Source organism: Mycobacterium sp. 4858, from assembly GCF_900240975.1.
Classification (GTDB): domain Bacteria; phylum Actinomycetota; class Actinomycetes; order Mycobacteriales; family Mycobacteriaceae; genus Mycobacterium.
Window position 1 is genome coordinate 2374889 of record NZ_LT968776.1, and the last position, 20854, is coordinate 2395742.

Below are 20854 nucleotides of genomic sequence, written 5' to 3' on the forward strand. Positions count from 1 at the left end.
ACGACCACCAGGAGCAGCAATGACCGACGGTAGAGAACTCGCGCGGCTCGTCGCGATCGTGACCGGGGCCGGGTCGCAGGGCGATGGAATCGGAAACGGCCGCGCGTCCGCTGTGTTGCTGGCACGAGCAGGCGCCAAGGTGGCCCTCGTCGACCTCCGTGCCGATCGGCTCACTCAAACAGAAAATATGGTGTGCGCCACCGGTGCCGACTTCTTATCGCTCACCGCTGACGTCTCCACCGAGACGGGTTGTCGAACGGTTGTCGACTCCGTCATGCGCCAGTGGGGAAGGGTCGATGTGCTGGTGAACAACGTCGGTGTCGTCGGGCCGCCGGAATCAGTGATCGACATCGATATCGCACAGTGGGAAAACCTTTTTCGGACCAACGTCACATCGACGATGCTGATGTCGAAGCACAGCATTCCCCCGATGCGATCCGGCGGTGGCGGATCCATCATCATCGTCTCGTCGCTCGCCGGTGTGCTCACCCACCCTCGTCCGGCGTACGCCACCACCAAAGGTGCGCTGTTGAGCCTGACCCGGTCGATGGCCAGCAGGCATGGGCCGGAGGGCATTCGGGTCAACGCGGTGGCCCCAGGGCCGGTATATACACCGATGGTGCAGGCTGAGGGTCTCACCTGGGAGGCTCGCGCGGCGCGGTCGGCGATGCTACCGCTTCGGTCGGAGGGAACCGGCTGGGATGTCGGTGAAGCGGTGCTCTACCTCTCGGGTCCGCGATCACGATGGGTGACCGGGATTACCCTGACCGTCGATGGGGGCTTCTGCGCCGACCTCCGGATGTCTGACGCGACAACGGTCACGCCGGCATGAAGCCAAATCGCAGTACTTTCGACGCTTTGGCCGGAGCGCGGCAAAGCTCTGCGGCCCAACCTGATCAACGAATGACATCGCAAGCGTCATCCACGGAGCGGTCACCTCCAACTTGAACGATGTAAAGAATCATCGGCGGCAGTGCGGGCGACACCCTCTCTTGTGGTGTCTCGGCGCATCTTGTCGAGCGCAGTACAACAACATGCCTCCAACGCGAGGATGACTAAACTTCCGACGCCGCAACAACATCGCATGCCGCTTCCGGAGTGCCGGCGAGGATCGCGGGTCGAGCGCTGTGCTTCTGGATGGCGCATGCGCGCCGTCGCGCACCGTGTGATCCGCAGCGGTGGTGTGCCACCTACCACTTCTTCCGGTTAGGGCTGACAGCAGGTCTGAGCATCTCCAGAGGAGGAATGCACGATTCCCAACCCATTCGGATAGGCCTTTGACACTAACCCCCGCGAGCACGTGCTGTCCACCCGCATGGATCTGTGCTAGGCGGGAAGGTGCGCGCTGAGCGCGCCAAAGTCTTTCCAGCACAGCATCGGTCGGACCCGCAACTGCGCGAGGTAGCCGAACGTCATCTGCGCCACCACCCCGCTTGCAACGGCGAGGGTCCTATACATCGGAGCCACCAATCCGGCCGGCACGCCGCTCGTTTCGCGAGATACGTCCCATTGAACGCCAACAAAAAGGAAAACCATGACAACTTCGATCAGTGATGCCGAAGCCCACTGCACGAAAGCATCGGCTGCCGCCACCGCCGCCTTCCCGACAGCCAACCGACCCGGCTGGTCACGACCGTCTAACATCCTGTGCGTGCTTGCCCGCGCGGCCGCTGCCGCGCTGGTAGTCAGCGCGGCAGTATTCTCGCCGCCTCCATCCGCGCACGCCGACGAGACGCAATACCTGGAGTTCTATACCCCGCCCGACCCACTTCCGCCGGGCGACAACGGTGATGTGATTCGCACCGAGCCATCGCGGCTGGTGTTGGAGCCATCCGGCCAGCTGGGAGCGTTCGTGGGGATCGGGACACGGATCATGTACCGCAGCACCGATGCGCAGGGAAAGCCGATCGCGGTGACGGGCACCTACATCGAGCCGGACAATCCGTGGACAGGCAAGGGCCCGCGCCCATTGCTCGCTTACGCCACCATCCCGTACGGAATGGGGGAGCAGTGTGCGCCATCACGGTTGTTCAATCAGGGCATCCACGCCTCCCTGCAGACCGGCTTCGATCTGATGTTCAACGTCGAAGAGGGTTGGATAGCGACGTTATTGGCCCGCGGATTCGCCGTCGTGGTTACCGACGGCGTCGGCATGGGCATCCACAGTCCGATGTCGCCGCAGTTCCTCAACCGGGTGGCCGGGGGCACGGCACTGATCGATGCGGCGCGTGCGGCGATGAAACTGCCCGGCACGTCGCTAGATCCGCACGGTCCCGTAGCTTTTTGGGGTTGGCTGGCCGGTGGGCACGCCGCGCTGTCAGCAGCCGAGCTGGCGGGATCGTACGGGCATGAGCTCAACGTAGTGGGAACTTACGCAGCGGCGGCGTTCACTGACATCGCCGATCTGATAGCGCCAGTGGACGGCAACTTCTTGGCGGGTTCGACGGGGTATGTGTTGAGGGGCCTCATCTCCTCCTACCCGCAAATCGAGCAACCACTCCGTCAGACCATGACCCCGCGGGGTCTGGAAATGCTGGATAACACCGGACGCCAGTGCCTCATCCAGACCGGGATCGACTACATGTTTCGTCATCTCGACGGGTGGTTCAAGAATGACATCTACGAAGCGGTCAAAGCGGACCCGTTCAAAAGCCTTCTCGCAGCCCAGCGCATCGGCAACATCAAACCCACGGGGCCGGCATACTTCGAGCACAATCGGTGGGATTCGTTCGGGCCCTACGAGTCGGCACGCCGGACGGCGGCGGACTGGTGCGCCAAAGGCGCCGACGTCACGTTCTGGACCAACGATGAGCCGCCGTTCTTGAACAAACTCGATATCAACTCGCTGGTGCCCGCGTTTGTCGATGGCGAGAGGAGTATGGCCTGGATCTCCGACCGATTCAACGGCGTGCCCACCGCATCGACCTGTGGTGATTTGTAGTGAGCTCGCGGTGAGACCATTTTGCCCGTCGCGATTACCCGGTGGTGAATCGGCCCGACGAGCCCCTCCGCCGGCGGCGGACACATCGGTGTGGCGCAGTACGGCACCGCGAGACTGATTCCACACGAACGGCTGGAGGCGTCCCAAGACTGTTACGTCTCCGTGGCCCCCGACTCGGGTCGACTGCTGTACAGCCTTGTTCGTGCAGTCAAGCCGACGACGATCGTGGAATACGGGATGTCGTATGGAATCTCGACGCTGCACCTGGCGGCGGCCGTCCGTGACAATGGTACGGGGCACATCATCACCACGGAGATGAGCTCTCAGAAGTTGGTGGCGGCCCGCGCAACATTCGCCGAGGTTGGTGTCGCTGACCTGATCACCATCCTCGAAGGTGACGCCCGGAACACCCTCGAGACAGTGGAAGGCCCAGTGCAGTTCGCGCTCCTCGACGGGTGGCCGGATCTGGCCTGGAGGTGGTGAAGATCCTCGAACCCGTGCTGGCGCCCGGCGCGCTCATCCTCGGTGACAACGTCAACCTGAACCCGAATCGGGCCTATCTCAACTACATTTACGCACCCCGAGAACGGCGACGGCAGTACTTCGCTGCCCATCGACAAAGGCCCAGAGCTAGCCTTCCGCGGGTAGGGCGTTGCGGCGGTGATCGATTCGCGCGGTCCGGCTCACGGCGACAGCTGTGTGAGCATCGGGCGACATGTCGGGGGCGCCGATCTCGTCAGGACGCTGGATCGTCCTGGCTGAAACTTGCCTCAAGTTACGCGTGGGAAGGATCCGGCGGACGGGATACAGCGAGCCGCGGAAGACAAGTCGCTGCGACCGACTGGAGCTCGGTGGCCAATGGCCGATGAAGTGGACAGCGTGGATGGCCGCTGGAACCAGTACCGGCGCCAGGACTGCCATAAGGAAGAGAGTGATTGTTAGCACAGACTCAAACATCGAGGCACCTACGTGGCTTCGCGGGAAAATGATTCGGATGCGCTGACCTGTATCGGCTTTCGAGGCTCGCGTGGCCGCAGTAGGGGGCTTGCGAGCGGCGGCGCTCGTAACTATGTATGCGCCGATGGCCCGGAGCAGTGGAATTTCGGGTGGTCAGTGGTCCCATGGGACTGCCGGTGCGATGACGGCTCGACACCATGGCGATTCGCCTTGTGGCGACCACCGATCGGACCGCTGTCGCCCAAAGGGCTAAGTCCGCGTGGGCGAGTCCAAAACCGGCACCAGGGCCAGCGGCGGAACTCCGATGGCGGGCGCCAAGCGATTTTGCACGGCGACGACGGCTGGCAGCGGGCGCCAGCTGATCGTCATCGAGTCGACCTTCCCGGCATCGTCGAGGTGGATGTAATCCATCCCCTCGATGTTTGTCGAGCCGGCTCTGATGTTGAACACTGCAGCGAAATGTTCGTTGCTGGACAGGAAATCGACAACGGTGAACTCATCGATGATGTCGAGTAAGTACGTCAAGATGCCTGCCGCCTGATCACGACCGACGAACGGCTCAACCACGATTGGGCTCTTGAGCGTCACATTCTCTGCCAGGTGCCGAGCGGCGCCCGTTGCATCGCGGGCATGCATAGCTTCTAGAAATGACTTCAGGTAAGGGGGAATGTCACTGGTAAGCATAGAATTTCACGCCCTTCAAGCCTCCGTATAGTTAACTGCATAGTTAGTATAGTAACGCTCTCGTCGCGAATGCAAGGTTCAACTTGTGTGCGTCGCTGCCGGAAGTTCCGCGATATGCGGCGTGACTTGCAGACTATGGCCGTCGTCGGCGTTGATCGCCCGCGACCGTACCGACCTGGGGATCGGTGTGCGGAGCGTACCGAGCCCTAGTGGCTACCCGTGGTCGCCGTTCTTGTGCCAGGCACGCATGCTCGCTGCACTTGGAGCGTGGGTGAAGTAGGGGATCGTTTACTTCGAGTCGACTCTTGCCAGCTGCTCGGGGTTGGCGGCGAGTCTTTGTCGCTGGGAAGGCCATGCACTGTCATCGATACCGAGCGCGGTGCGCAGCCAGGCCACCGTGGCGTGCTGGACGATCGCGACACGCTCTGGACTCTCGTCGGTGGTGCGGGTGTCGTTGTAACCCTGAATGCCGCCGAGGCCATGTTCTCCGCCTGCCAGCACAAGCAGGTCGCGTGCGCCCGGGCTGAGCCGGTAGCCGTCGGTAAACCAGTCCGGACCGCGCGTGCTGAGGGGGGACTGGTCGTGGTCGCCGGAAACCATGAGGCTCGGGGTCGTCAGATCGGTGAAATCGGGGTTCATAAAAGGGAAGTACTCGGTGGCCAATGGGGTCAGATCGGTGCCCCCAGTTCCGGGCAAGCAGAGCAGCAGCGCGGCCTTCACCCGCGGGTCGGCCATGCTTTGCCCCGGCGCCCGGCCGCCTTCGACGACGCGCGCGCCGGCGAGCATGCTGGCGGTCTGCGCTCCCCATGAATGTCCGGCCGCGACCACGAGCCCGCGGTCGATGCGCCCGGTCAGGCCGGGCACGGCCGCTTCGACCCGGTCGAGTTGGTCGAGGATGTGTGTCAGGTCCTGGACCCGAATCCGCCAGATGTCAGGGGTGCGAGGGTCATCTGGGGCGAGGCCTAGCGAATCGAGGTGGGTTGGCTGGATCACGATGAACCCACTGGAGGCCCAGAATTCGCTCAAAGGGACGTAATCGTCCATCGTCAGCGTCATGCCGTGGGAGAAGACGATGACCGGTAGCCCTCGGCCGCGCGCGGGTGCGGAGACGCGTACCTGCAGGTCGTGGCCACGGCCCGGCGCGGCCAGGGTCACCGGTCGAACTGAGATGACCGGCGTCGTTCGATCGATGTCGTTGTCGGCGGTCGCGAGAGTGGCGCTCATGGAGTCAAACCTCTTCTGAGTCATTCGGTGAGGCGGGGAACGGCGGTCTACGATGGAACCGGAACGCCGCTCCGCTAGCGTATCGGAACAGTGCTCCGCTTTTCAACTTTGATCGAAAGAGGATGAAGTGTGACGCCTCGGGCTCCGGCCGCTCGGGCGCGCCCCGCCAAGCGCGCGGACGCTCGCCGCAACGAACAAGCGCTTTTGGATGCCGCCGCAGCGGTGTTCGTGCGCGCCGGGGTCGATGCTCCTGTGCGTGAGATCGCGGCCGAGGCCGGTGTCGGGGTGGGCACCATCTATCGGCACTTTCCCACCCGCGCCGATCTCGTCGCGGCGGTCTTTCGCCATCAACTCGATGCGCTGTCCTCGCTCGAGGCGATCGTCCCAGCACCCGGCGAGAACCCGTATGCAGCGTTGCGGTCGTGGGTTCACCGGTTCGCCGACTTCCTGGTCACCAAGCACGGGTTGGCCCGGGCGTTGCGCTCAGACCAGGCCGGCTTCGACACTTTGCATGCCGAATTCCTTGAACGCCTGTTGCCCGTGTGCGATCGATTGCTGAAAGCTGCTGCGGCCAGCGGTCTTCCGCGCGGTGACGTCCGTCCGCTGGACTTCCTACACGGCGTCGGCAACCTGTGCATCGGTGTCGAAGCCGATCCCGACTACGACGTTCACGGCATGATCGACCTGTTTATCGCGGGCCTGGCGCAACCCCGCGATCACGATTAGGGCGACGGCCGTCGACGTTGCACGGCGGGTGTTGGAAACCCGGAGTTGGGACAACCCGCCAGCGCGCCGCTTCCCCCCGCGCTCCTACTACCGTCGTGACCGTAGGCCGACCGTCTTCCAATAGTTTCAGCCGGGCCTGAGTGACTGCCTGATGGAGTGCGACGTCCCCTCGCGCTCGTGCGTGCAATACGAACTAGTTCGTTTGGTATCATGGTCTGGAACCCGCTCGGGCCCGGCCTGGACGCCTCGCAAAGTCGCCAGGCCGACTCGTGGCCGGGTGCGGGCCACTACAAAGCCCAAGAGCGCCAAAACAATGTCTGTTTAAGAAAGTTCCGTTTGAGAAGGGAAAGACGATATGGCAAAGGAAAAAGTGTCAGACGGGTCCGTTGCGACGATGCCCCGGGGTGGCCCCGACGCATCGTGGCTGGACCGGCTGATCGAGACGGACGCCCTTGAGTACCTCGACCGTGATGACGTGTCCGACGAGGTCAAGCAAAAGGTCATCGGGATGCTCGATCGGGTGGGCACGCGGACCAAACAGCATGAGGAATTCGCACGGACTGCCCTCGATGTCGTCGCCGACATCCCCAATCCGCGCATCCTCGAGCTCGGTGCGGGCCACGGGAAGCTCTCCGCGCAGATCCTGGAACTCCATCCAACCGTCACTGTCACGGTCAGTGATCTGAACCCGGCATCTGTGGCCGACATCGCTGCGGGTGAGCTGGGGCGCCACCCACGCGCCAGGATCCAGGTAATTGACGCCACCGCGATCGAGGCTGCCGACAACAGCTACGACTTGGTGGTGTTCGCGTTGGCTTTTCACCACCTTCCCCCGGCCGTCGCGTGCCGCGCCATCGCGGAGGCCACTCGGGTGGCAAGGCGGTTTCTGGTCATAGACCTCAAACGGCAGCACCCGTTGGCAACGGTGCTGCAACCGGTGTTGATGCTGCCGACGATGATGACGCTCGTGCCATGGTCGTGGATCCAACCGGGGCTCCACGACGGGCTGATCAGCGCCCTGCGGGCCTACAGCCCGTCGGCGCTCCGGGCGCTCGGTCGCGCCGCGGACCCGCAGATGGGCATCGAGATGCTACCCACCGCAGGGCGATTCGGACCGGCATCCCAAAGCGTCGTCTTCTCTCGTCCCCGGGCCAGCGTCCGTGGCTGAGGGCATCGACGCGGCCACGATCATGGAGCCCGGCAGGCGGGTGCTCCGATTGCGCCGCGTTCTTGACGCGGTGAGTGACCGGATGCGGCCGCTGGTCGACTTACAGCAGCCCTTCATCGATGGCCTTGAGAACCTGCCGGTCGATGGGCGATTCCTGTTGGTGGCCAACCACACCCAGTCGGGATCGGAGGTCTTCTTGATCTGCGATACCGTACGACGTTCGATCGGTAGCCGAGTGCGCCCATTGGCAGAACGGGGCATTGGGCGCCTGCGCGGGTTACCCGGCGACCTGGTGGCCGCATTCGGGGCCGTGGTCGGCGCCCCAGAGACAGCGCGCGCACTGATGCGCAACGACCAGACCATCCTGGTGTTCCCGGGTGGTGGCCGCGAGATCCCGAAATTCAAGGGTGAAGAATACACACTGCGCTGGGAGGGACGTGCCGGGTTTGCGCGCCTATCGGTTGAGAACGGCTATCCGATAGTGCCTGCCGGCCTCGTCGGCGGTGACGATGTTTATCGGAGCTTGACGACTCGCGACAGTGCATACGGGAGGTTCAGCGAAGCTCTGGCCCGCACGTTCAGTGGCCGCCCCGAAATGGCCATGCCGTTGATGCGGGGCGTAGGTCCCAGCCTGATCCCGCGTCCCCAACGCATGTACTTGCGGTTCGGGCCTCCCATCGACACGAGTAGACCGCTGGGGGTGACCGACGAGGAGTGGGTGGACATCGTCAAGCAGCAAACCCGTCAGGCGCTGGAAGACATCCTGGCCGACCTGCAGCGGCTGCGCACCTCCGATCCCTTTCGAAATCTCAACCCCTTCGCGCGCCATCGCGCTACCGCACCCTAATGAACCGACGGCGTCGCCCAACACCGACGGCAACTCTCGACGGAGGCCGGCCCTGATACGCCCCACGCTGAAGGGAATCGCGCCGGGAACCACCATGGCCGACTCCACACAATAGGCGGAAATCCGTTGTGCTGCTACGGAGGTCGCCGAGCCGTATCGGGGCCGGGAAGCGCCCTGGCGCACGCCTTCTGAATGGGCCGGGCTGCGGTAGAACCGTGTGAAATCCGAAGCTCAATTTGTGAAATCGGGATGACATAGGCCCTGACTTGTGACGTCTGTATGAAGTTTGGCATTGCCTGCAAGCCCACGATCGGGCCCTGCGCTGCGTACCGAAGATCATCGGGCAAACGCCGTAACGACTGACGAACACGGCCTGCCTTGCTTCGCCTACCGGGGGAATGGCGGTTAGTGCCGCTGGGCCTGCATCGACGGGACAAGCTGGATAAACCGCTGCGGCCGAGTGGATTTCGCGCTCTGCGCCACTCGCCCCAATCGTGCGTACACTCCGCCGTCCGCCGTGCGCGGTGCGGAATTGAGATGTGGCACCGGTCGACAGAGCAGCCTCAGAACCGTCGGCATCGTCGCCGTCTCCTTATCCAAAGCATCCTCCACTGCTGAGCGATTTCGTCAGGTCGGTGTCAGATTCGCGCCCTACTTTTCGCGAATCAAAGAGGCCGATCTCGCCTGTTGGCCTGCGCCATCGAAACACGAGAGAACCAAAAGGAGAACAGATGTCGTACTTGACGACGGCACCGGAGGCGATCGCTGCGGCGGCCGCCCAGCTGGAGGCGCTTGCCAATTCGTTTGCGGCTGAGAGTTCGGGCGCCGCCGGTTCTACCACAGCTCTGGCGCCAGCAGCTGCAGATGAGGTTTCGGCGTTGACGGCAGGGGTCTTCTCGACCTACGGGCTGTTGTATCAGTCAATCAGCGCCGAGGCCAACGCCATTCAGCAACAGCTGATAAGTGTGCTCGGATCCTCCTCGAACTCATACAGTGAGACCGAGGCGGCCAACCAGGTTGGGACCGCGGCATCCAGCGTCAGCAATGCGACGGCGAGCGCAACCAGCAGTACGAGCAGCAGTAGCGGCGGGATTGCAGGGCTCATCGAAGACCTGGCTAACTTCCTGGGCAACAACAGCTCAACGGGACTTTCCAGCAGCTTCGCCAACATCCTCAACATCGGGGGCGGCAACTGGGCGTCGGCCGCTTCCGATCTGCTCGGCATGGCGGGCGGCGGCCTCCTGGACACCTCTGCCGCGGACGCTGCCGGTGACGCAGCCGCCGCCGCAGGCCTCGTGGGTGATACGGCGCCAGCCGCCTCGGGAATGGGCCTGGGGGCGATGCCCGCGGCCGCATTGGGCCAGTCCACCTTGGTCGCGAACAAGCTATCCGTGCCACCGAGTTGGATCAGCGCGGCGGCGCCGGAGACTGGCAGTGTTGCTGCGGTCGAGACCACCGGCTGGACCGCGGCGCAACCGCAGGCCGGCCTCGGAACGCTCGTGCCGGGCATGCCTGGTTTGGGCGCCCGCGCCCGCGCCGGTTTCGGTGCTCCCCGCTACGGGGTGAAACCCATTGTCATGCCGAAGAAAACCGTCATCTAGCACGCAAGCGGCAACGGCGCCCGCGTGCAACAGCGAAGTTGCAATGCAGTCAGTCAAACCGGATGTAATCGAGGGATGGGATAACAATGCCTGATTGGGGAGCTCTACCGCCGGAAATCAATTCCGCGCGTATGTACGCCGGCGCCGGCGCCGGTCCGTTGATGGCAGCCGCCACGACGTTCAGCAATCTCAGCTCGGAGCTGAGTTCTACGGCGTCTTCCTATCAATCCGTGGTTTCACAGCTCACGGGATCGGATTGGCTGGGTTCTTCATCGGCGGCGATGTCCGCAGCGGTTGAGCCCTTCATCTCTTGGCTCAGCACCACCTCCACCGAGCTGCAGGAGGCCGCGTCTCAGGCGACTGCATCGGCTGCCGCTTACGAAGCGGCTTTCGCGGCGACAGTACCCCCGGCGGAGGTTGCCGCCAACCGTGCGCAGCTGGCGACGCTCGTAGCCACGAACGTCCTGGGCGTCAACACCGCGGCGATCGCGGCCACCGAGACGCAATACGGGGAGATGTGGGCACAAGACTCCACCGCGATGTACACGTACGCCGCCGCGTCGCTCGCCTCGACACAGCTCGCCGGGCTGACTTCGCCCACCGAGACCACCAATGCAAGCGGCGTCAGCGCGCAAGGGTCCGCGGTTTCCGCTGCGGTCGCCAGCAACTCGACGACGTCAACCCTGAACAGCACGCTGTCCAACCTGTCGAGCTCGCTGTCGTCGGCAACCACTTCCGCGAGCAGTAGTTCGACCTCAAGTTCGACAACCATCTTGAGCGCACTCAACGACTTGCTGGGCACGGGGTTTGTGGAGAACGGCGTCAACGGTGCGGTGAACACAGCGGCTTGGTTTGTCATGAATGCCATCCCGACGGCGGTATCACTGGGCCACACCCTTGGCGCCGTGCCGGCGGTCCCCTTCGCTCTCACCGACTCGGTTGCCCCCGTTGCCGGTGCGGCTGCCGTAACGCCGGGGACGATGGTTGGGTCGGTGTCTGGCGCGGCGGCATCGGCGACGCTTGGTGAGGCATCCGCGGTCGGCGGTCTGTCCGTCCCGGGTAGCTGGTCTGCTGCCGCTCCAGCTACGACATTGGCTTCTGCCGCCGCTCCGCTTGAAGGGTCGGGATGGACCGTAGGTGCGGAGGAGCCCGTCGCGGCTATGCCCGGGATGCCGGGGATGGCGGCGGCGGGGAAGGGCGCGGGCGCCTACGGTGCTGCGCCGCGGTACGGGTTCAAGCCGGTCGTCATGCCAAAGCAGCTCATCGTTTGATGCCGACAGTCATTCTGGACAACCGAATTTCGCTGACGGTCGGCGTCGGGCAGGGGCCGGTGAAGCGGAAAGGCGTGTCGTGCCCAAGCGAAGGAGATGTGATGGGCGGACCCCGCCCACCTGAACCCGTCGGCATGAGGCGCACAATCGGCCGATGGAGGCTGTAGTCCATCATCTCGCAGAACTGCCTTCGGCACTGGTGTATGTCGTCTTATCCGTTGTTGTCGTGCTGTCTGGTATGCCGATCGTGGCAGTAGTCATCGCGGCAGAGCCGGTGCTCATGGTGGCGACTATGTTGGTCTCCGCCGGTCGAATCTCGCTGTGGATTCTGATCGCTCTTTCCACCGCGGGTGCGACGCTCGGTGACGTCTTGAGCTATCTCGTCGGCCGCTTATGGGGTCCAGATATCTTGAGGTACAGACCGTTACGTAGGCACCGTGCAAGGCTGGTCACGACTCTGGGTGCCGTACGCCGGCGCGGTATGTCTTCGATGGTCATGCAACGATGGTTTCCCCCAGCCCGGGGACTTGTTCCTGCGGTGGTCGGCGCGCTGCAGTTCCCGTTCCGCAATTTCGTTGTCGTCGCGCTGGTTTCGGCAACGCTATGGTCCAGCGTCAACGTGTGGCTGATGTACTGTGCCAGGGACGTGTTGATGACGATCGGTCCGCTGCTCGGCGCCGTCCTGTTGATCGTCGGGTTATTGCGGCGCCTCTTGCGCGTATCGCCGTCGAAGCGGTGAGGTGCGACGACGCGAGTGGCGTGCGGTGGGCTCGGGGTTCGTGCGATCGGCGAACCGATCCGGCCGGAGTTCGAATGCCAACCACCCCAGGGCATTCAGGTGACCGCGTGGCCGTACAGATGCGAGGGCGGCCTAGGTGGCGCGGGGAGCGATCAAACGCGCGGCGGCTTCCACGGCGGCGGCGCGGCGGCGCGCAATGACGCGGGCGCCTTCTGGCACGTTGGCAAGTGGCGAATTGGCCCACGCGAGGGCGATGCCGAAAAGCAGCACCATGAGATCCATGGGTTGCCATGCGGGATCCACGTGGCCACCCGCCTGGGCGGCTGCGATCGTCGCCAGATCATTTTCGAGGACGGGTGGTTCTTCGAGTGTGACGCCTTCCAGTCGCGACCACGTGATCATGCGGTGGAATTCGGGATGGCTGCATGCCACGTCGTAGACATCACCGACGAACTCGGGAATGGCCTCCGGGCGCAGCTGAAACGAGCGAAAGAATTCGGCGGCGTCGGTGACGACGACTTCGCGAAACAGCGTCTCTTTGTCACCGAAATGGGCGTAGAGCCGTTCCTTACTGGCCTGCGCGGTTCGGGCGATCCGGTCGATACGGGCACCCGCGAGCCCGTATGCCGCGAACTCGCTTCTAGCCGCAGCGAGGATCTCCTGGCGCAGCTCGGTGGTATTTCGCACAGTCTCATACTACCAAAACGAACGAGTTCGTCTGGTAGATTCTGTCGGAATGTCGCCGTTCGATCCGGCGGTCAGGTCGATGTCAGATATGCGGCCTAATGTCGCCAGCGCCGACGGCATGGAAGCAGCAGTGGTGCAGACGGAGGACGTCCTTGGAGGACCAGCAGCCAATGGCGGAACTCAGTCGCCATGACGGCAATCACTCGTGGGTGCGCGCGCGTCGGATGGTCACGGGTCGGGTCAGCCCAGATAGCGCGCGGACACCGATGGACCCGGCGCCACTGCGCGGAACAGCCGGACGGGGGGCGATGGTGAAGCGTCCACTCGCGCTATTTGTGCTGGGGGCGCAGCGGTCTGGAACATCGGCGACGGCCCGCACCCTTGCGCTGTGTGGCGGTACGCTCCCGGGCGCGTTGTTGGGCGCCGACCAGTCCAATCCTGCCGGTTATTGGGAGCCACGCGAGGCGATCGATCTCAACGAAGCAATCCTGTACCGCCTCGGCAGTGGATGGGCCGATCCCACACTGCGCCTGCAAGATCAACCGGCGTTCGACCCTGATCAGAGCGCCACCTACACCGCCCAGATCGGGAATTTTCTTGCCGGGCTCCCCGCCGCACCTCTGCTGATCATCAAGGAACCGCGAATAACGATCGTATCCGGCCTCTGGTTCAAAGCGGCTCGCTCGGTCGGACTCGACGTCGCTGTCGTGGTGGCCCTGCGTCACCCGCAGGAGGTCGTCGCGTCACTGGTGAAGCACGGTCGAGTCTCGCCTCACCTGGCGAGCGCCTTGTGGCTCAAATACAACCTGCTGGCCGAGCGGAATACCCGTGGTGTCCCACGCGTATTCGTCGACTACGCGAACCTTCTGAGTGACTGGCGCTGGGAAATCGCGCGTGTTTCCACCGCGCTTGCAATCGATTTCGACATACCGGACCAGCGCGTCATAGACGAATTCCTCACCCACAGTCTGCGGCGCCAGCAGCACTGTGGTCCGGTGACCGACCTCTTCGGCACGGACTGGATGTCGTCCGTATATGAAGAACTGGGCTCGGCAGCGCGCGACGAGCCGGTGGCGGAGACTGCACTGGATCAGGTGTTCGAGGCATACCGGGCCAGCGCGCAGGACTTCCGCGCGCTGTTCCAGGACTTCGACGGTCGCTTTGGCAGAGCGCTCATCCGCACTGTTTCTCGGCCGGCAATTTCACGAAGGACACGCGCACTTCTGACATGGAAGACGCGCGTCGGGGAGTCCTACCGGCTGGGCTACCGGTCTGCGCAACGAGCCTTTCGGGTTGAGCTCGGAACTTCGAAAAATGCCGTCTGAATCGCTCGAGTGTCGTTGCACGGCGGCTCGCGCCGGTCGGGCGAGGGGCTACGGCCGAATGAGGTTCCTCCGATGAAGTTTGCGTTGGCGACCCTGGGAAGTCGCGGCGATGTCGAGCCCTTTACCGCTGTTGGCCGCGAACTGGTGCGGCGGGGCCATGAGGTCCACATCGCCGTTCCGCCCAATCTGGTTGCCTTCGTGAGGTCGGCCGGCCTCGCGGCCGTCGAATACGGCCCGAGCAGCCGAGAGCTGCAAACCGCAGACCACGTCCGCAACTTCTTGAGCGGCGCACCGCATCCGTTGAACGTGGTATGCGAAGTGATCTACCGGATCAACCGGTTCTGGCCCCACCTGAGTGAGACGCTGACGTCGCTGACCGACGGAGCGGACCTGCTCCTGACGGACGCGAGCGCGCAGGGACTGGCCGCCAACGTTGCGGAGCGTTATGAGGTTCCACGGGCGACCCTCAACTTCTTCCCTAGCCCTGTGGGCGAGCCCGGCGGCGTGGTGGGGCAAGCGATCCGGGAGGCGGAGGATGCTCAGCGTCGTGTGCTGGGTCTACCGCAAGCGGTTGGGTCTGCTGCACATGGAGCGCTGGAAATCCAGGCCTATGACCAGATGTGTTTTCCGGGATTGGCAGACGAATGGGCGAGGTGCGGCGTCACCCGGCCTTTCATCGGGGCGCTGACGCTGGGCTTGCCGACGGCTGCGGATGGCGACGTCTTGGCGTGGATTGCCGAGGACAGCCCGCCCATCTACTTCGGTTTCGGCAGTAACGTACGGATCGGGTTTGCCGCTCAAACGGTCGCCCTGATCAGCGCCGCCTGCGCTCAAGTTGGCCTCCGGGCACTGGTGTGTTCCGGGACAAATGATTTCACCAGCGTCCCCCAGTTCGACAACGTGAAGGTTGTCCCCGCGGTCAACCACTCGGTGGTGTTCCCGGCGTGCCGCGCGCTAGTCCACCATGGTGGTGCCGGCACCACAGCCGCAGGCCTGCGCGCCGGAATTCCCGCACTGATCCTGTGGCTTTGGGTCGACCAGCCGATTTGGGGGGAGGTGGTGGAGCGACTCAAAGTGGGCACAGCGCGCCGATTCTCGGACATCAGCCAGCAATTGCTGGTGACGGATCTGCGGCGCGTCTTGAGTCCCCACTACGCTACGGCAGCTCGTGAGGTGGCCGCTCAGATGATCCAACCCGCCGAGAGCGTAGCGAATGCTGCCGATCTTCTGGAAGACGCCGCGGGCCTGGGACGCTACGGCTAGACAGACGTACTAGTTCGTTCGTATTATGAGCCAATCGGCTTTCGGGTTCGCCGGCGCCAGCGCTGGGGCCGGAACCCGCTAGGCGCTTGGGATATCCCGGAACGGAGGACGCCGTGCCCACCATCACCGAACCCCGAGTTGGAACGAAACACATAAGTCGTCCGCGAAGGTCGCGTGGTGGATGGGGACCATTGCCGCCGTTTGTCGTCCAACAACTACTCAGGTGATCGGCTCGAAACTCGAGCGCCCGCGGCACGTGCGGAACTTGGGTCGGCGGGGAACCGTCACGGCGGGTGGGGCGCGGATCTTGGTGGTGGAGGACACCAAAGCGATCCGTGACATGCTCGGCGAAGCCCTGACCGGGGTCGGGTATCTGACCGCCGTGCGTACGGATGGGACGCGGTTGGAAGAGGTGCTGGAGGGCTTCCGGCCCGATTTGGTGATCTTGGACGTCATGCTGCCCGGACGTAATGGGTTCGAGTTGATCGATGTGGTGCGCGATTGGGGTGAAGCCGGAATCGTGGTGTTGACCGCTCGCGACGGGTTGCCCGACCGGGTGCGTGGCTTGGACGGCGGTGCTGACGACTATGTGGTGAAGCCTTTCGAACTGGCCGAGCTGATCTCTCGGGTCGGGGCTGTGCTTCGCCGTCGCGGGCGGTTGCCGGCGGTGGTCCAATACGGTGACCTGACGTTGGACCTCGAGGCCGGGGTGGTCGCCCGGGCCGGATCGCCGTTGGACCTGACTGGCACCGAACTTCGCCTCCTTGCGTTCTTGGTCGAGCAGCGCGGCCGCATCGTCAGTTCAGCGCAGATCCTGCGCGTCGTGTGGGGTTACAGCTCCTACAACGTCAACGTGGTCCACGTTCACATCAAGAGGCTGCGCCGCAAACTGGAAGCACACGGGCCCCGGATTCTCCACACGGTGCGTGGCATCGGTTACCGGCTGCAGCCGATCCGGTCGTGAGCCGTCGTCGCACGGCGGCTGTGCCGGCTACCGCCACCCCTTCGTTGCATCGACGGGTGGTCCTCATGGTCCTCGGGATGCTGACCGTCCTTCTGGTGGTGCTGGGCATCACGATTGATGCGCTGTTACGCGCGCAGACGTATCGCGATGTCCACAGTCGGCTGATGGTCACCGCCGGACGCGCCGACGCGTTGGCCGCCGCGAAGACCCCCTCTGATCAGCTTGCGGCGCTGTTGGGCGGCGCCGGAATCCGTGCGCTGCTCGTTGCGGCGGACGGGACCACCCACGGTGACCAAGCCATCCGCCCCGAGACGGTAACCGGACCTACGGTCCCGCCGCCCCTGCCGTCGCCTCCGCCTGGTTGGCCGTCACCTCCGCCGATACCGCCGGGGTGGCCCCCACCGCCACCGCCGGGATCGGCGGAGGGCACCGCCACCGTGGTGGTGCACCCGCTGATGTCGGGCGGGCGCGTGATTCTGGTCGCCGACACCACCCCAACCACAACGTTGATCCGGCGGTTGCGCGAAGTCATGGTCGCGTGCGGTGTGGTCACCCTGGCCGTCGCGGCGTTGCTGCTGACCGTCGCTACCCGCACTGCATTGCACCCGCTGGATCGGCTTACCGCCCTGGCGCGATCGATCGCCGTCGGCGACCGCGGCCAGCGGTTACGGCCTGATCGTTCTGGGACCGAACTGGGGCGCGCGGCGGCGGCGTTCGATGACATGCTCGACGCCTTGGAAGCCTCCGAACAACGCATTCGCCAATTTCTTGCCGATGCCGCGCACGAACTTCGCACACCGATCACCGGTATCAGTGCCGCTGCAGAACAAATCCTCTGTGCGCCAACTGAACAGAATGGCGAGGCAAGTGTATATGCCCAGCACCGGCGCGCCGCGCTGCTGCTGGATGAATCACGCCGAGCCGCTCGACTGGTCTCCGATATGCTCGATCTCAGTCGCATCGATTCCGGTGTGGCGCTGGATCTTTCAGATGCTGACCTGGTAGAGATCGCCCAAGGCCAATGTGAACGAGCGACTTTGCTTTCACCGGGAATCACCGTCACCCGTGTTGGCGAGCCGGCGGTGCTCATCCGCGCCGACCGAGCGCGTATCGAGCAGGTCGTGTCCAATCTTGTCGACAACGCCCGTCGGCACACCCCAGACGGTGGCCACATTGTGATCGACGTGCGCCGCAGCCCACGCAGCGATCCACGGGGCGGCTCCGCAGCCCACGCGGAGCTCACCGTCACCGATTCAGGCCCGGGCATCCCAGACACCGAACGCGAGCGGATTTTCGACCGGCTAGTCCGCCTCGATACCGCCCGAGACCAGGACCAGGGGGGCGCGGGACTCGGCTTGCCCATCGCTCGCGCACTGGCGCGCGCCCACGATGGGGAGCTCACGTGCGTTTCCCACCACCCCGGGGCGCGCTTCAAACTCACACTGCCGCTGCACCCTGATGCGACATGAGCGAGCCCGATGCTCTTCAGCGCGGGCGGAGATGCCGTACCACCGCCGGCGCCAGAAACGCGCCCTCGGCCGGTCACCCGCCGAAGGGTGGGCGGGCCATGACGGTGGGGCGGAAGCCGTAGCGGGGACCGCGACCGGCTGCCTCGGCACCCGTACCGGCAAGGGGCAGGCCACCGAGCAGGTTGCCGGGAGCAGCCTCGGGCGCGGCGCTGATGCTGCTGACGGGTACGGCGTGGGTGATCGCCGGCGCCGTCCCGGCCCCAGCCCATACGGGCGGCACCGAAAGTGGGCCGACCGCAGCGGCGTTGCCGAAACTCGCCGCGACGTGCGCACCGCCACCCAGGAGGCCGCCCAGCCCACCGAGCCCTGGCAGTGCCTTGGCCGCGGCAGCGGCCGTTCCGCCGATCACCCCCAGGGTCTTGGCCATTTGCACCCCGAAGTTGCCCATACCGACACTGAAATACGGCAAACCCTCGGTGTTGTAAAGGAAGCTGGCGTAGGGGCTATAGCCGTTGAGGAACGTCCCGAGGTTGGTGGGCAGGGTGCTCTGCCCGGTCAGCAGGTACCAGATCTCACTGGCCAAACTCGACGAGGAGCTGCTTGAGGAGCTGCTTGAGGAGCTGGTTGAGGACGTGGTCGACGAGGAGCTGCTTGACGACGTGGTCGAGGAGCTGCTCGATGATGTTCCTGATGAGGTGGCCGAAGACGCCGGGGAGGCAAGACTTTGCAGCGTGCTGGGCACCTGCGACAGCGTCGACTGCGTTGAGCTGCTCGTCGAGCTGGCCGTCGCCGAAGTGACCGCTGCACTCTGGGTGGCCTGGCCGCTGGAGCTCGTCGTCTGGGGCGCATCGGTGAATGCGGTCACTTTGGTCGCAGACGCCGATTGTGCTGCGTAGGAATACATCGCGCTCGCGTCCTGCGCCCACATCTCGCTGTATTCGGCTTCATTGGCCGCAATAGCGGCCGTGTTTTGACCCACCACGTTGGTCGACACCAACTGTGCCAGCAGGGCGCGATTTGCGGCAATCGAGGTTGGTGGCACCGTCGAGGCGAAGGCCGCCTCGTATGCCGCCGCAGCCGCACTGGCCTGGCTGGCAGCCTGCTCCGCCTGGGTGGCGGTCGTGCTCATCCATTCGACGTACGGGCCGGCCGCATCGGCCATTGCCGATGACGCGGAACCCAGCCAGTCCTCGCTGGACAACTGGGTCACTACGTTCTGATAGCTCAGAGCAGCCGCATTCAACTCGGCGGCAAGCGCATTCCACGCGGAGGCGGCCGTGGTCAGCGATGTCGAGCCTGGGCCGGAATACATTCGCGCTGAATTGATCTCCGGCGAGAGCGAACCATAGTCCACCATTGTGATCCCCCTTATTCCGCAACGGACGCGTCGATGCCGCCGTTCCGCAAGCGGGAAGCGGCATTGGTGTTGAAGATTCGTGCCAGCATGTCCAGGACAACCGCTGTTTGGGCCGCCGCAGTGTGATACGTATTCACGTGGTTGTTGAAATGCATTGCGACCAAGGCTGATACCACGTCGCCGCCAGCCGGGTCGACCCGCTGAGCCGGGTCGACCGCGAGGGCGTTGTGCACGGCCGGCGTCGCCCCATCCTGCTGCACGCTGCCGGATGCTGCCGCCGATGCCAATGGCCGGCTCGCCGTGAACGGCATGGCTTTCCTCCTTGATGGTCTCGAACTGGACGGACGCCGTGACGATAAAAAGGGAATCTGACATCAACCTGAATTAGTCAGCCGGGCAGCAATTTTTAACCGGCCGTTTCTTGAGCCGACGCCGGCCGGCTAAACATCAGGCTGAGAGCCGCACCTGCCCGGAGGGCCCCTCAGACCTTCAAATCCCACTTGGGGGCGGGAACTGGGCGGGCGGGATAGGCGGTGTCGTAGTGCGATTGACGAAACAGGCGCGGTACGTATCCAAGGTGGTCAACGGTTCGCTCCCCGAGCCATCATCATGCGTGACCTTTTGATCAGGCTGATTGCGACAGGAATGCTCGCGCGGACGGCGCCGTTGCTTGTCGGTATGGCTACCGGAATCATCCTGATGGCGCGACCCGATGCCGCCAACCTTGTCGACGACGTGATCGCGCAAGCCCGAGACGCTCACGAGCACGGCGTGGCCCAGGTTTGGCTTCCCCAACAGCAGAACTATGACGCGATCGCGCTGGCGGCCCTCGTCGGCGCCGCGGTGCCCGGACTCGGCGTCGGGACGTCCGTGGTGCCGATCAATCCGCGCCACCCGCTGATCGTCGCGTCGCTGGCGCAGACGGCACAGGCCGCCGCGCACGGCAACTTCAGCCTCGGCCTCGGTCTGGGCGCCCGCCAGATCGAGCGCCAGGCTTTCGGCACCGACTGGTCCAACGGGATCACCCGGTTACGGGAACATCTGACGATCCTCGGGTCTGTGTTCAACACCGGCGGCGTCGACTTCCACGGCAGCGAACTCAGTGCGAGCCCCACCTGGCCGGTACAGGTCGCGGGCGGGACGCCCGTCCCGGTGTATGTGGCGGCGATGGGCCCAAAGGCGCTGCGGGTCACCGGCGAACTGGCGGACGGGACGTTGCCTTACCTGGCCGGGCCCCGGACCATCGGCGAATTCATCGTGCCGGAGATCACCAAGGCGGCGGCCGATGCGGGTCGTCCCGCGCCGCGCATCATCGCCGCGGTTCCGGTGCTGTTGTCCGAAGATGTCGAAGGCGCCCAGGCCATCGCCGCGCAACATCTGAGTTTCTACGAGAGCATCCCCTCTTATCGCAACGTGATCGCCAGGGAAGAAGTCGCCAGCGTCACCGAGCTCGCCGCCATCGGACCCGAGGAAAGTGTCGTGCGTCAGCTACGCCGTTATCGCGATGCGGGTGCCACCGACGTGGTGATCAGCCCGATCGACCGCTCAGCGTCTGTGGACCGCGCAGCATTATGGAGACTTACCGCCGCGCTGTGAACCGCCACCCACGCGGGCACGGGCGTGCGAGAGTT

19 protein-coding genes and 1 pseudogene are annotated in these 20854 nt (G+C 64.4%); 14 read left to right on the forward strand and 6 right to left on the reverse strand.

Features of this window, described 5'->3' with window-relative positions; genetic code table 11:
• Nucleotides 1-19: 19 nt before the first annotated feature.
• On the forward strand, nt 20-832 hold the full coding sequence (locus tag C1737_RS19665) for an SDR family NAD(P)-dependent oxidoreductase (protein WP_102419240.1): 813 nt from the start codon (nt 20-22) through the stop codon (nt 830-832).
• Nucleotides 833-1326: 494 nt separating this feature from the next.
• Here C1737_RS19665 and C1737_RS27390 read toward each other — a convergent pair whose 3' ends face one another.
• Entirely contained in the window at nt 1327-1458 is a 132-nt protein-coding gene (locus C1737_RS27390; protein ID WP_255413409.1) for a hypothetical protein, read from the reverse strand.
• A gap of 76 nt (nt 1459-1534) precedes the next feature.
• Between C1737_RS27390 and C1737_RS19675 the strand changes: the two genes are divergently transcribed.
• Nucleotides 1535-2941: a lipase family protein gene (locus C1737_RS19675; protein WP_082973054.1), complete on the forward strand. Its 1407-nt coding sequence runs from the start codon at nt 1535-1537 to the stop codon at nt 2939-2941.
• Between the two features lie 126 nt (nt 2942-3067).
• Nucleotides 3068-3589 (forward strand): annotated as a pseudogene (locus tag C1737_RS27260) (O-methyltransferase); the annotation flags it as partial.
• 558 nt (nt 3590-4147) lie between these two features.
• Here the strand turns inward: C1737_RS27260 and C1737_RS19685 are convergent.
• Together C1737_RS19685 and C1737_RS19690 are read right to left on the reverse strand one after the other, a co-directional pair.
• Entirely contained in the window at nt 4148-4582 is a 435-nt protein-coding gene (locus C1737_RS19685; RefSeq protein WP_142393474.1) for a nuclear transport factor 2 family protein, read from the reverse strand.
• Between the two features lie 288 nt (nt 4583-4870).
• A complete protein-coding gene (locus C1737_RS19690) occupies nt 4871-5806 on the reverse strand; it encodes an alpha/beta fold hydrolase (protein ID WP_068098107.1) in 936 nt (311 codons plus the stop codon).
• Nucleotides 5807-5935: 129 nt separating this feature from the next.
• Between C1737_RS19690 and C1737_RS19695 the strand changes: the two genes are divergently transcribed.
• From C1737_RS19695 to C1737_RS19720, 6 genes are all read left to right on the forward strand, one after another.
• On the forward strand, nt 5936-6532 hold the full coding sequence (locus C1737_RS19695; protein WP_102419243.1) for a TetR/AcrR family transcriptional regulator: 597 nt from the start codon (nt 5936-5938) through the stop codon (nt 6530-6532).
• A gap of 355 nt (nt 6533-6887) precedes the next feature.
• Entirely contained in the window at nt 6888-7700 is an 813-nt protein-coding gene (locus C1737_RS19700) for a class I SAM-dependent methyltransferase (protein WP_102419244.1), read from the forward strand.
• On the forward strand, nt 7693-8547 hold the full coding sequence (locus C1737_RS19705; protein WP_369807540.1) for a lysophospholipid acyltransferase family protein: 855 nt from the start codon (nt 7693-7695) through the stop codon (nt 8545-8547). Before C1737_RS19700 ends, C1737_RS19705 begins: the two co-directional genes overlap by 8 nt.
• Nucleotides 8548-9278: 731 nt before the next feature.
• Entirely contained in the window at nt 9279-10148 is an 870-nt protein-coding gene (locus C1737_RS19710; RefSeq protein ID WP_102419245.1) for a PE domain-containing protein, read from the forward strand.
• 86 nt (nt 10149-10234) lie between these two features.
• Nucleotides 10235-11419: a PPE family protein gene (locus tag C1737_RS19715; RefSeq protein ID WP_102419246.1), complete on the forward strand. Its 1185-nt coding sequence runs from the start codon at nt 10235-10237 to the stop codon at nt 11417-11419.
• 154 nt (nt 11420-11573) lie between these two features.
• Nucleotides 11574-12158, forward strand: a complete 585-nt coding sequence (locus tag C1737_RS19720) for a DedA family protein (RefSeq protein ID WP_068098102.1) — start codon at nt 11574-11576, stop codon at nt 12156-12158.
• 132 nt (nt 12159-12290) lie between these two features.
• Here the strand turns inward: C1737_RS19720 and C1737_RS19725 are convergent, their stop codons facing one another.
• On the reverse strand, nt 12291-12845 hold the full coding sequence (locus C1737_RS19725; RefSeq protein WP_068098101.1) for a TetR family transcriptional regulator: 555 nt from the start codon (nt 12843-12845) through the stop codon (nt 12291-12293).
• Between the two features lie 308 nt (nt 12846-13153).
• Between C1737_RS19725 and C1737_RS19730 the strand changes: the two genes are divergently transcribed.
• From C1737_RS19730 to C1737_RS19745, 4 genes are all read left to right on the forward strand, one after another.
• Nucleotides 13154-14170 (forward strand): sulfotransferase family protein, encoded by a 1017-nt coding sequence (locus C1737_RS19730; protein ID WP_369804505.1) that lies wholly within the window; start codon nt 13154-13156, stop codon nt 14168-14170.
• 72 nt (nt 14171-14242) lie between these two features.
• The gene (locus C1737_RS19735) at nt 14243-15433 is read left to right on the forward strand and encodes a glycosyltransferase (RefSeq protein ID WP_102419247.1); all 1191 of its coding nucleotides are present in this window, start codon (nt 14243-14245) and stop codon (nt 15431-15433) included.
• A 181-nt stretch (nt 15434-15614) separates the two neighbouring features.
• Nucleotides 15615-16397, forward strand: coding sequence for a response regulator transcription factor (locus C1737_RS19740; RefSeq protein ID WP_102419248.1), 783 nt, complete (start codon nt 15615-15617; stop codon nt 16395-16397).
• 65 nt (nt 16398-16462) lie between these two features.
• A complete protein-coding gene (locus C1737_RS19745; protein WP_102420035.1) occupies nt 16463-17866 on the forward strand; it encodes a cell wall metabolism sensor histidine kinase WalK in 1404 nt (467 codons plus the stop codon).
• A gap of 73 nt (nt 17867-17939) precedes the next feature.
• Here the strand turns inward: C1737_RS19745 and C1737_RS19750 are convergent, their stop codons facing one another.
• Both C1737_RS19750 and C1737_RS19755 read right to left on the reverse strand, forming a co-directional pair.
• On the reverse strand, nt 17940-19223 hold the full coding sequence (locus C1737_RS19750) for a PPE family protein (RefSeq protein ID WP_102419249.1): 1284 nt from the start codon (nt 19221-19223) through the stop codon (nt 17940-17942).
• A gap of 11 nt (nt 19224-19234) precedes the next feature.
• Entirely contained in the window at nt 19235-19534 is a 300-nt protein-coding gene (locus C1737_RS19755; protein WP_102419250.1) for a PE family protein, read from the reverse strand.
• A gap of 367 nt (nt 19535-19901) precedes the next feature.
• Here C1737_RS19755 and C1737_RS19760 point away from each other — a divergent pair, with 367 nt between their 5' ends.
• Complete coding sequence (locus C1737_RS19760) at nt 19902-20819, forward strand: LLM class F420-dependent oxidoreductase (protein WP_068098125.1); 918 nt, start codon at nt 19902-19904, stop codon at nt 20817-20819.
• Nucleotides 20820-20854: the final 35 nt, after the last annotated feature.

Bases quoted from the DNA above. Each gene is read 5' to 3' on its own strand.
- C1737_RS19665 (WP_102419240.1), top strand. From the start codon at position 20: ATGACCGACGGTAGAGAACTCGCGCGGCTCGTCGCGATCGTGACCGGG.
- C1737_RS27390 (WP_255413409.1), bottom strand. From the start codon at position 1,458: ATGTATAGGACCCTCGCCGTTGCAAGCGGGGTGGTGGCGCAGATGACG.
- C1737_RS19675 (WP_082973054.1), top strand. From the start codon at position 1,535: ATGACAACTTCGATCAGTGATGCCGAAGCCCACTGCACGAAAGCATCG.
- C1737_RS19685 (WP_142393474.1), bottom strand. From the start codon at position 4,582: ATGCTTACCAGTGACATTCCCCCTTACCTGAAGTCATTTCTAGAAGCT.
- C1737_RS19690 (WP_068098107.1), bottom strand. From the start codon at position 5,806: ATGAGCGCCACTCTCGCGACCGCCGACAACGACATCGATCGAACGACG.
- C1737_RS19700 (WP_102419244.1), top strand. From the start codon at position 6,888: ATGGCAAAGGAAAAAGTGTCAGACGGGTCCGTTGCGACGATGCCCCGG.
- C1737_RS19710 (WP_102419245.1), top strand. From the start codon at position 9,279: ATGTCGTACTTGACGACGGCACCGGAGGCGATCGCTGCGGCGGCCGCC.
- C1737_RS19715 (WP_102419246.1), top strand. From the start codon at position 10,235: ATGCCTGATTGGGGAGCTCTACCGCCGGAAATCAATTCCGCGCGTATG.
- C1737_RS19720 (WP_068098102.1), top strand. From the start codon at position 11,574: ATGGAGGCTGTAGTCCATCATCTCGCAGAACTGCCTTCGGCACTGGTG.
- C1737_RS19730 (WP_369804505.1), top strand. From the start codon at position 13,154: ATGGTGAAGCGTCCACTCGCGCTATTTGTGCTGGGGGCGCAGCGGTCT.
- C1737_RS19735 (WP_102419247.1), top strand. From the start codon at position 14,243: ATGAAGTTTGCGTTGGCGACCCTGGGAAGTCGCGGCGATGTCGAGCCC.
- C1737_RS19740 (WP_102419248.1), top strand. From the start codon at position 15,615: ATGGGGACCATTGCCGCCGTTTGTCGTCCAACAACTACTCAGGTGATC.
- C1737_RS19745 (WP_102420035.1), top strand. From the start codon at position 16,463: ATGGTCCTCGGGATGCTGACCGTCCTTCTGGTGGTGCTGGGCATCACG.
- C1737_RS19750 (WP_102419249.1), bottom strand. From the start codon at position 19,223: ATGGTGGACTATGGTTCGCTCTCGCCGGAGATCAATTCAGCGCGAATG.
- C1737_RS19755 (WP_102419250.1), bottom strand. From the start codon at position 19,534: ATGCCGTTCACGGCGAGCCGGCCATTGGCATCGGCGGCAGCATCCGGC.
- C1737_RS19760 (WP_068098125.1), top strand. From the start codon at position 19,902: ATGGCTACCGGAATCATCCTGATGGCGCGACCCGATGCCGCCAACCTT.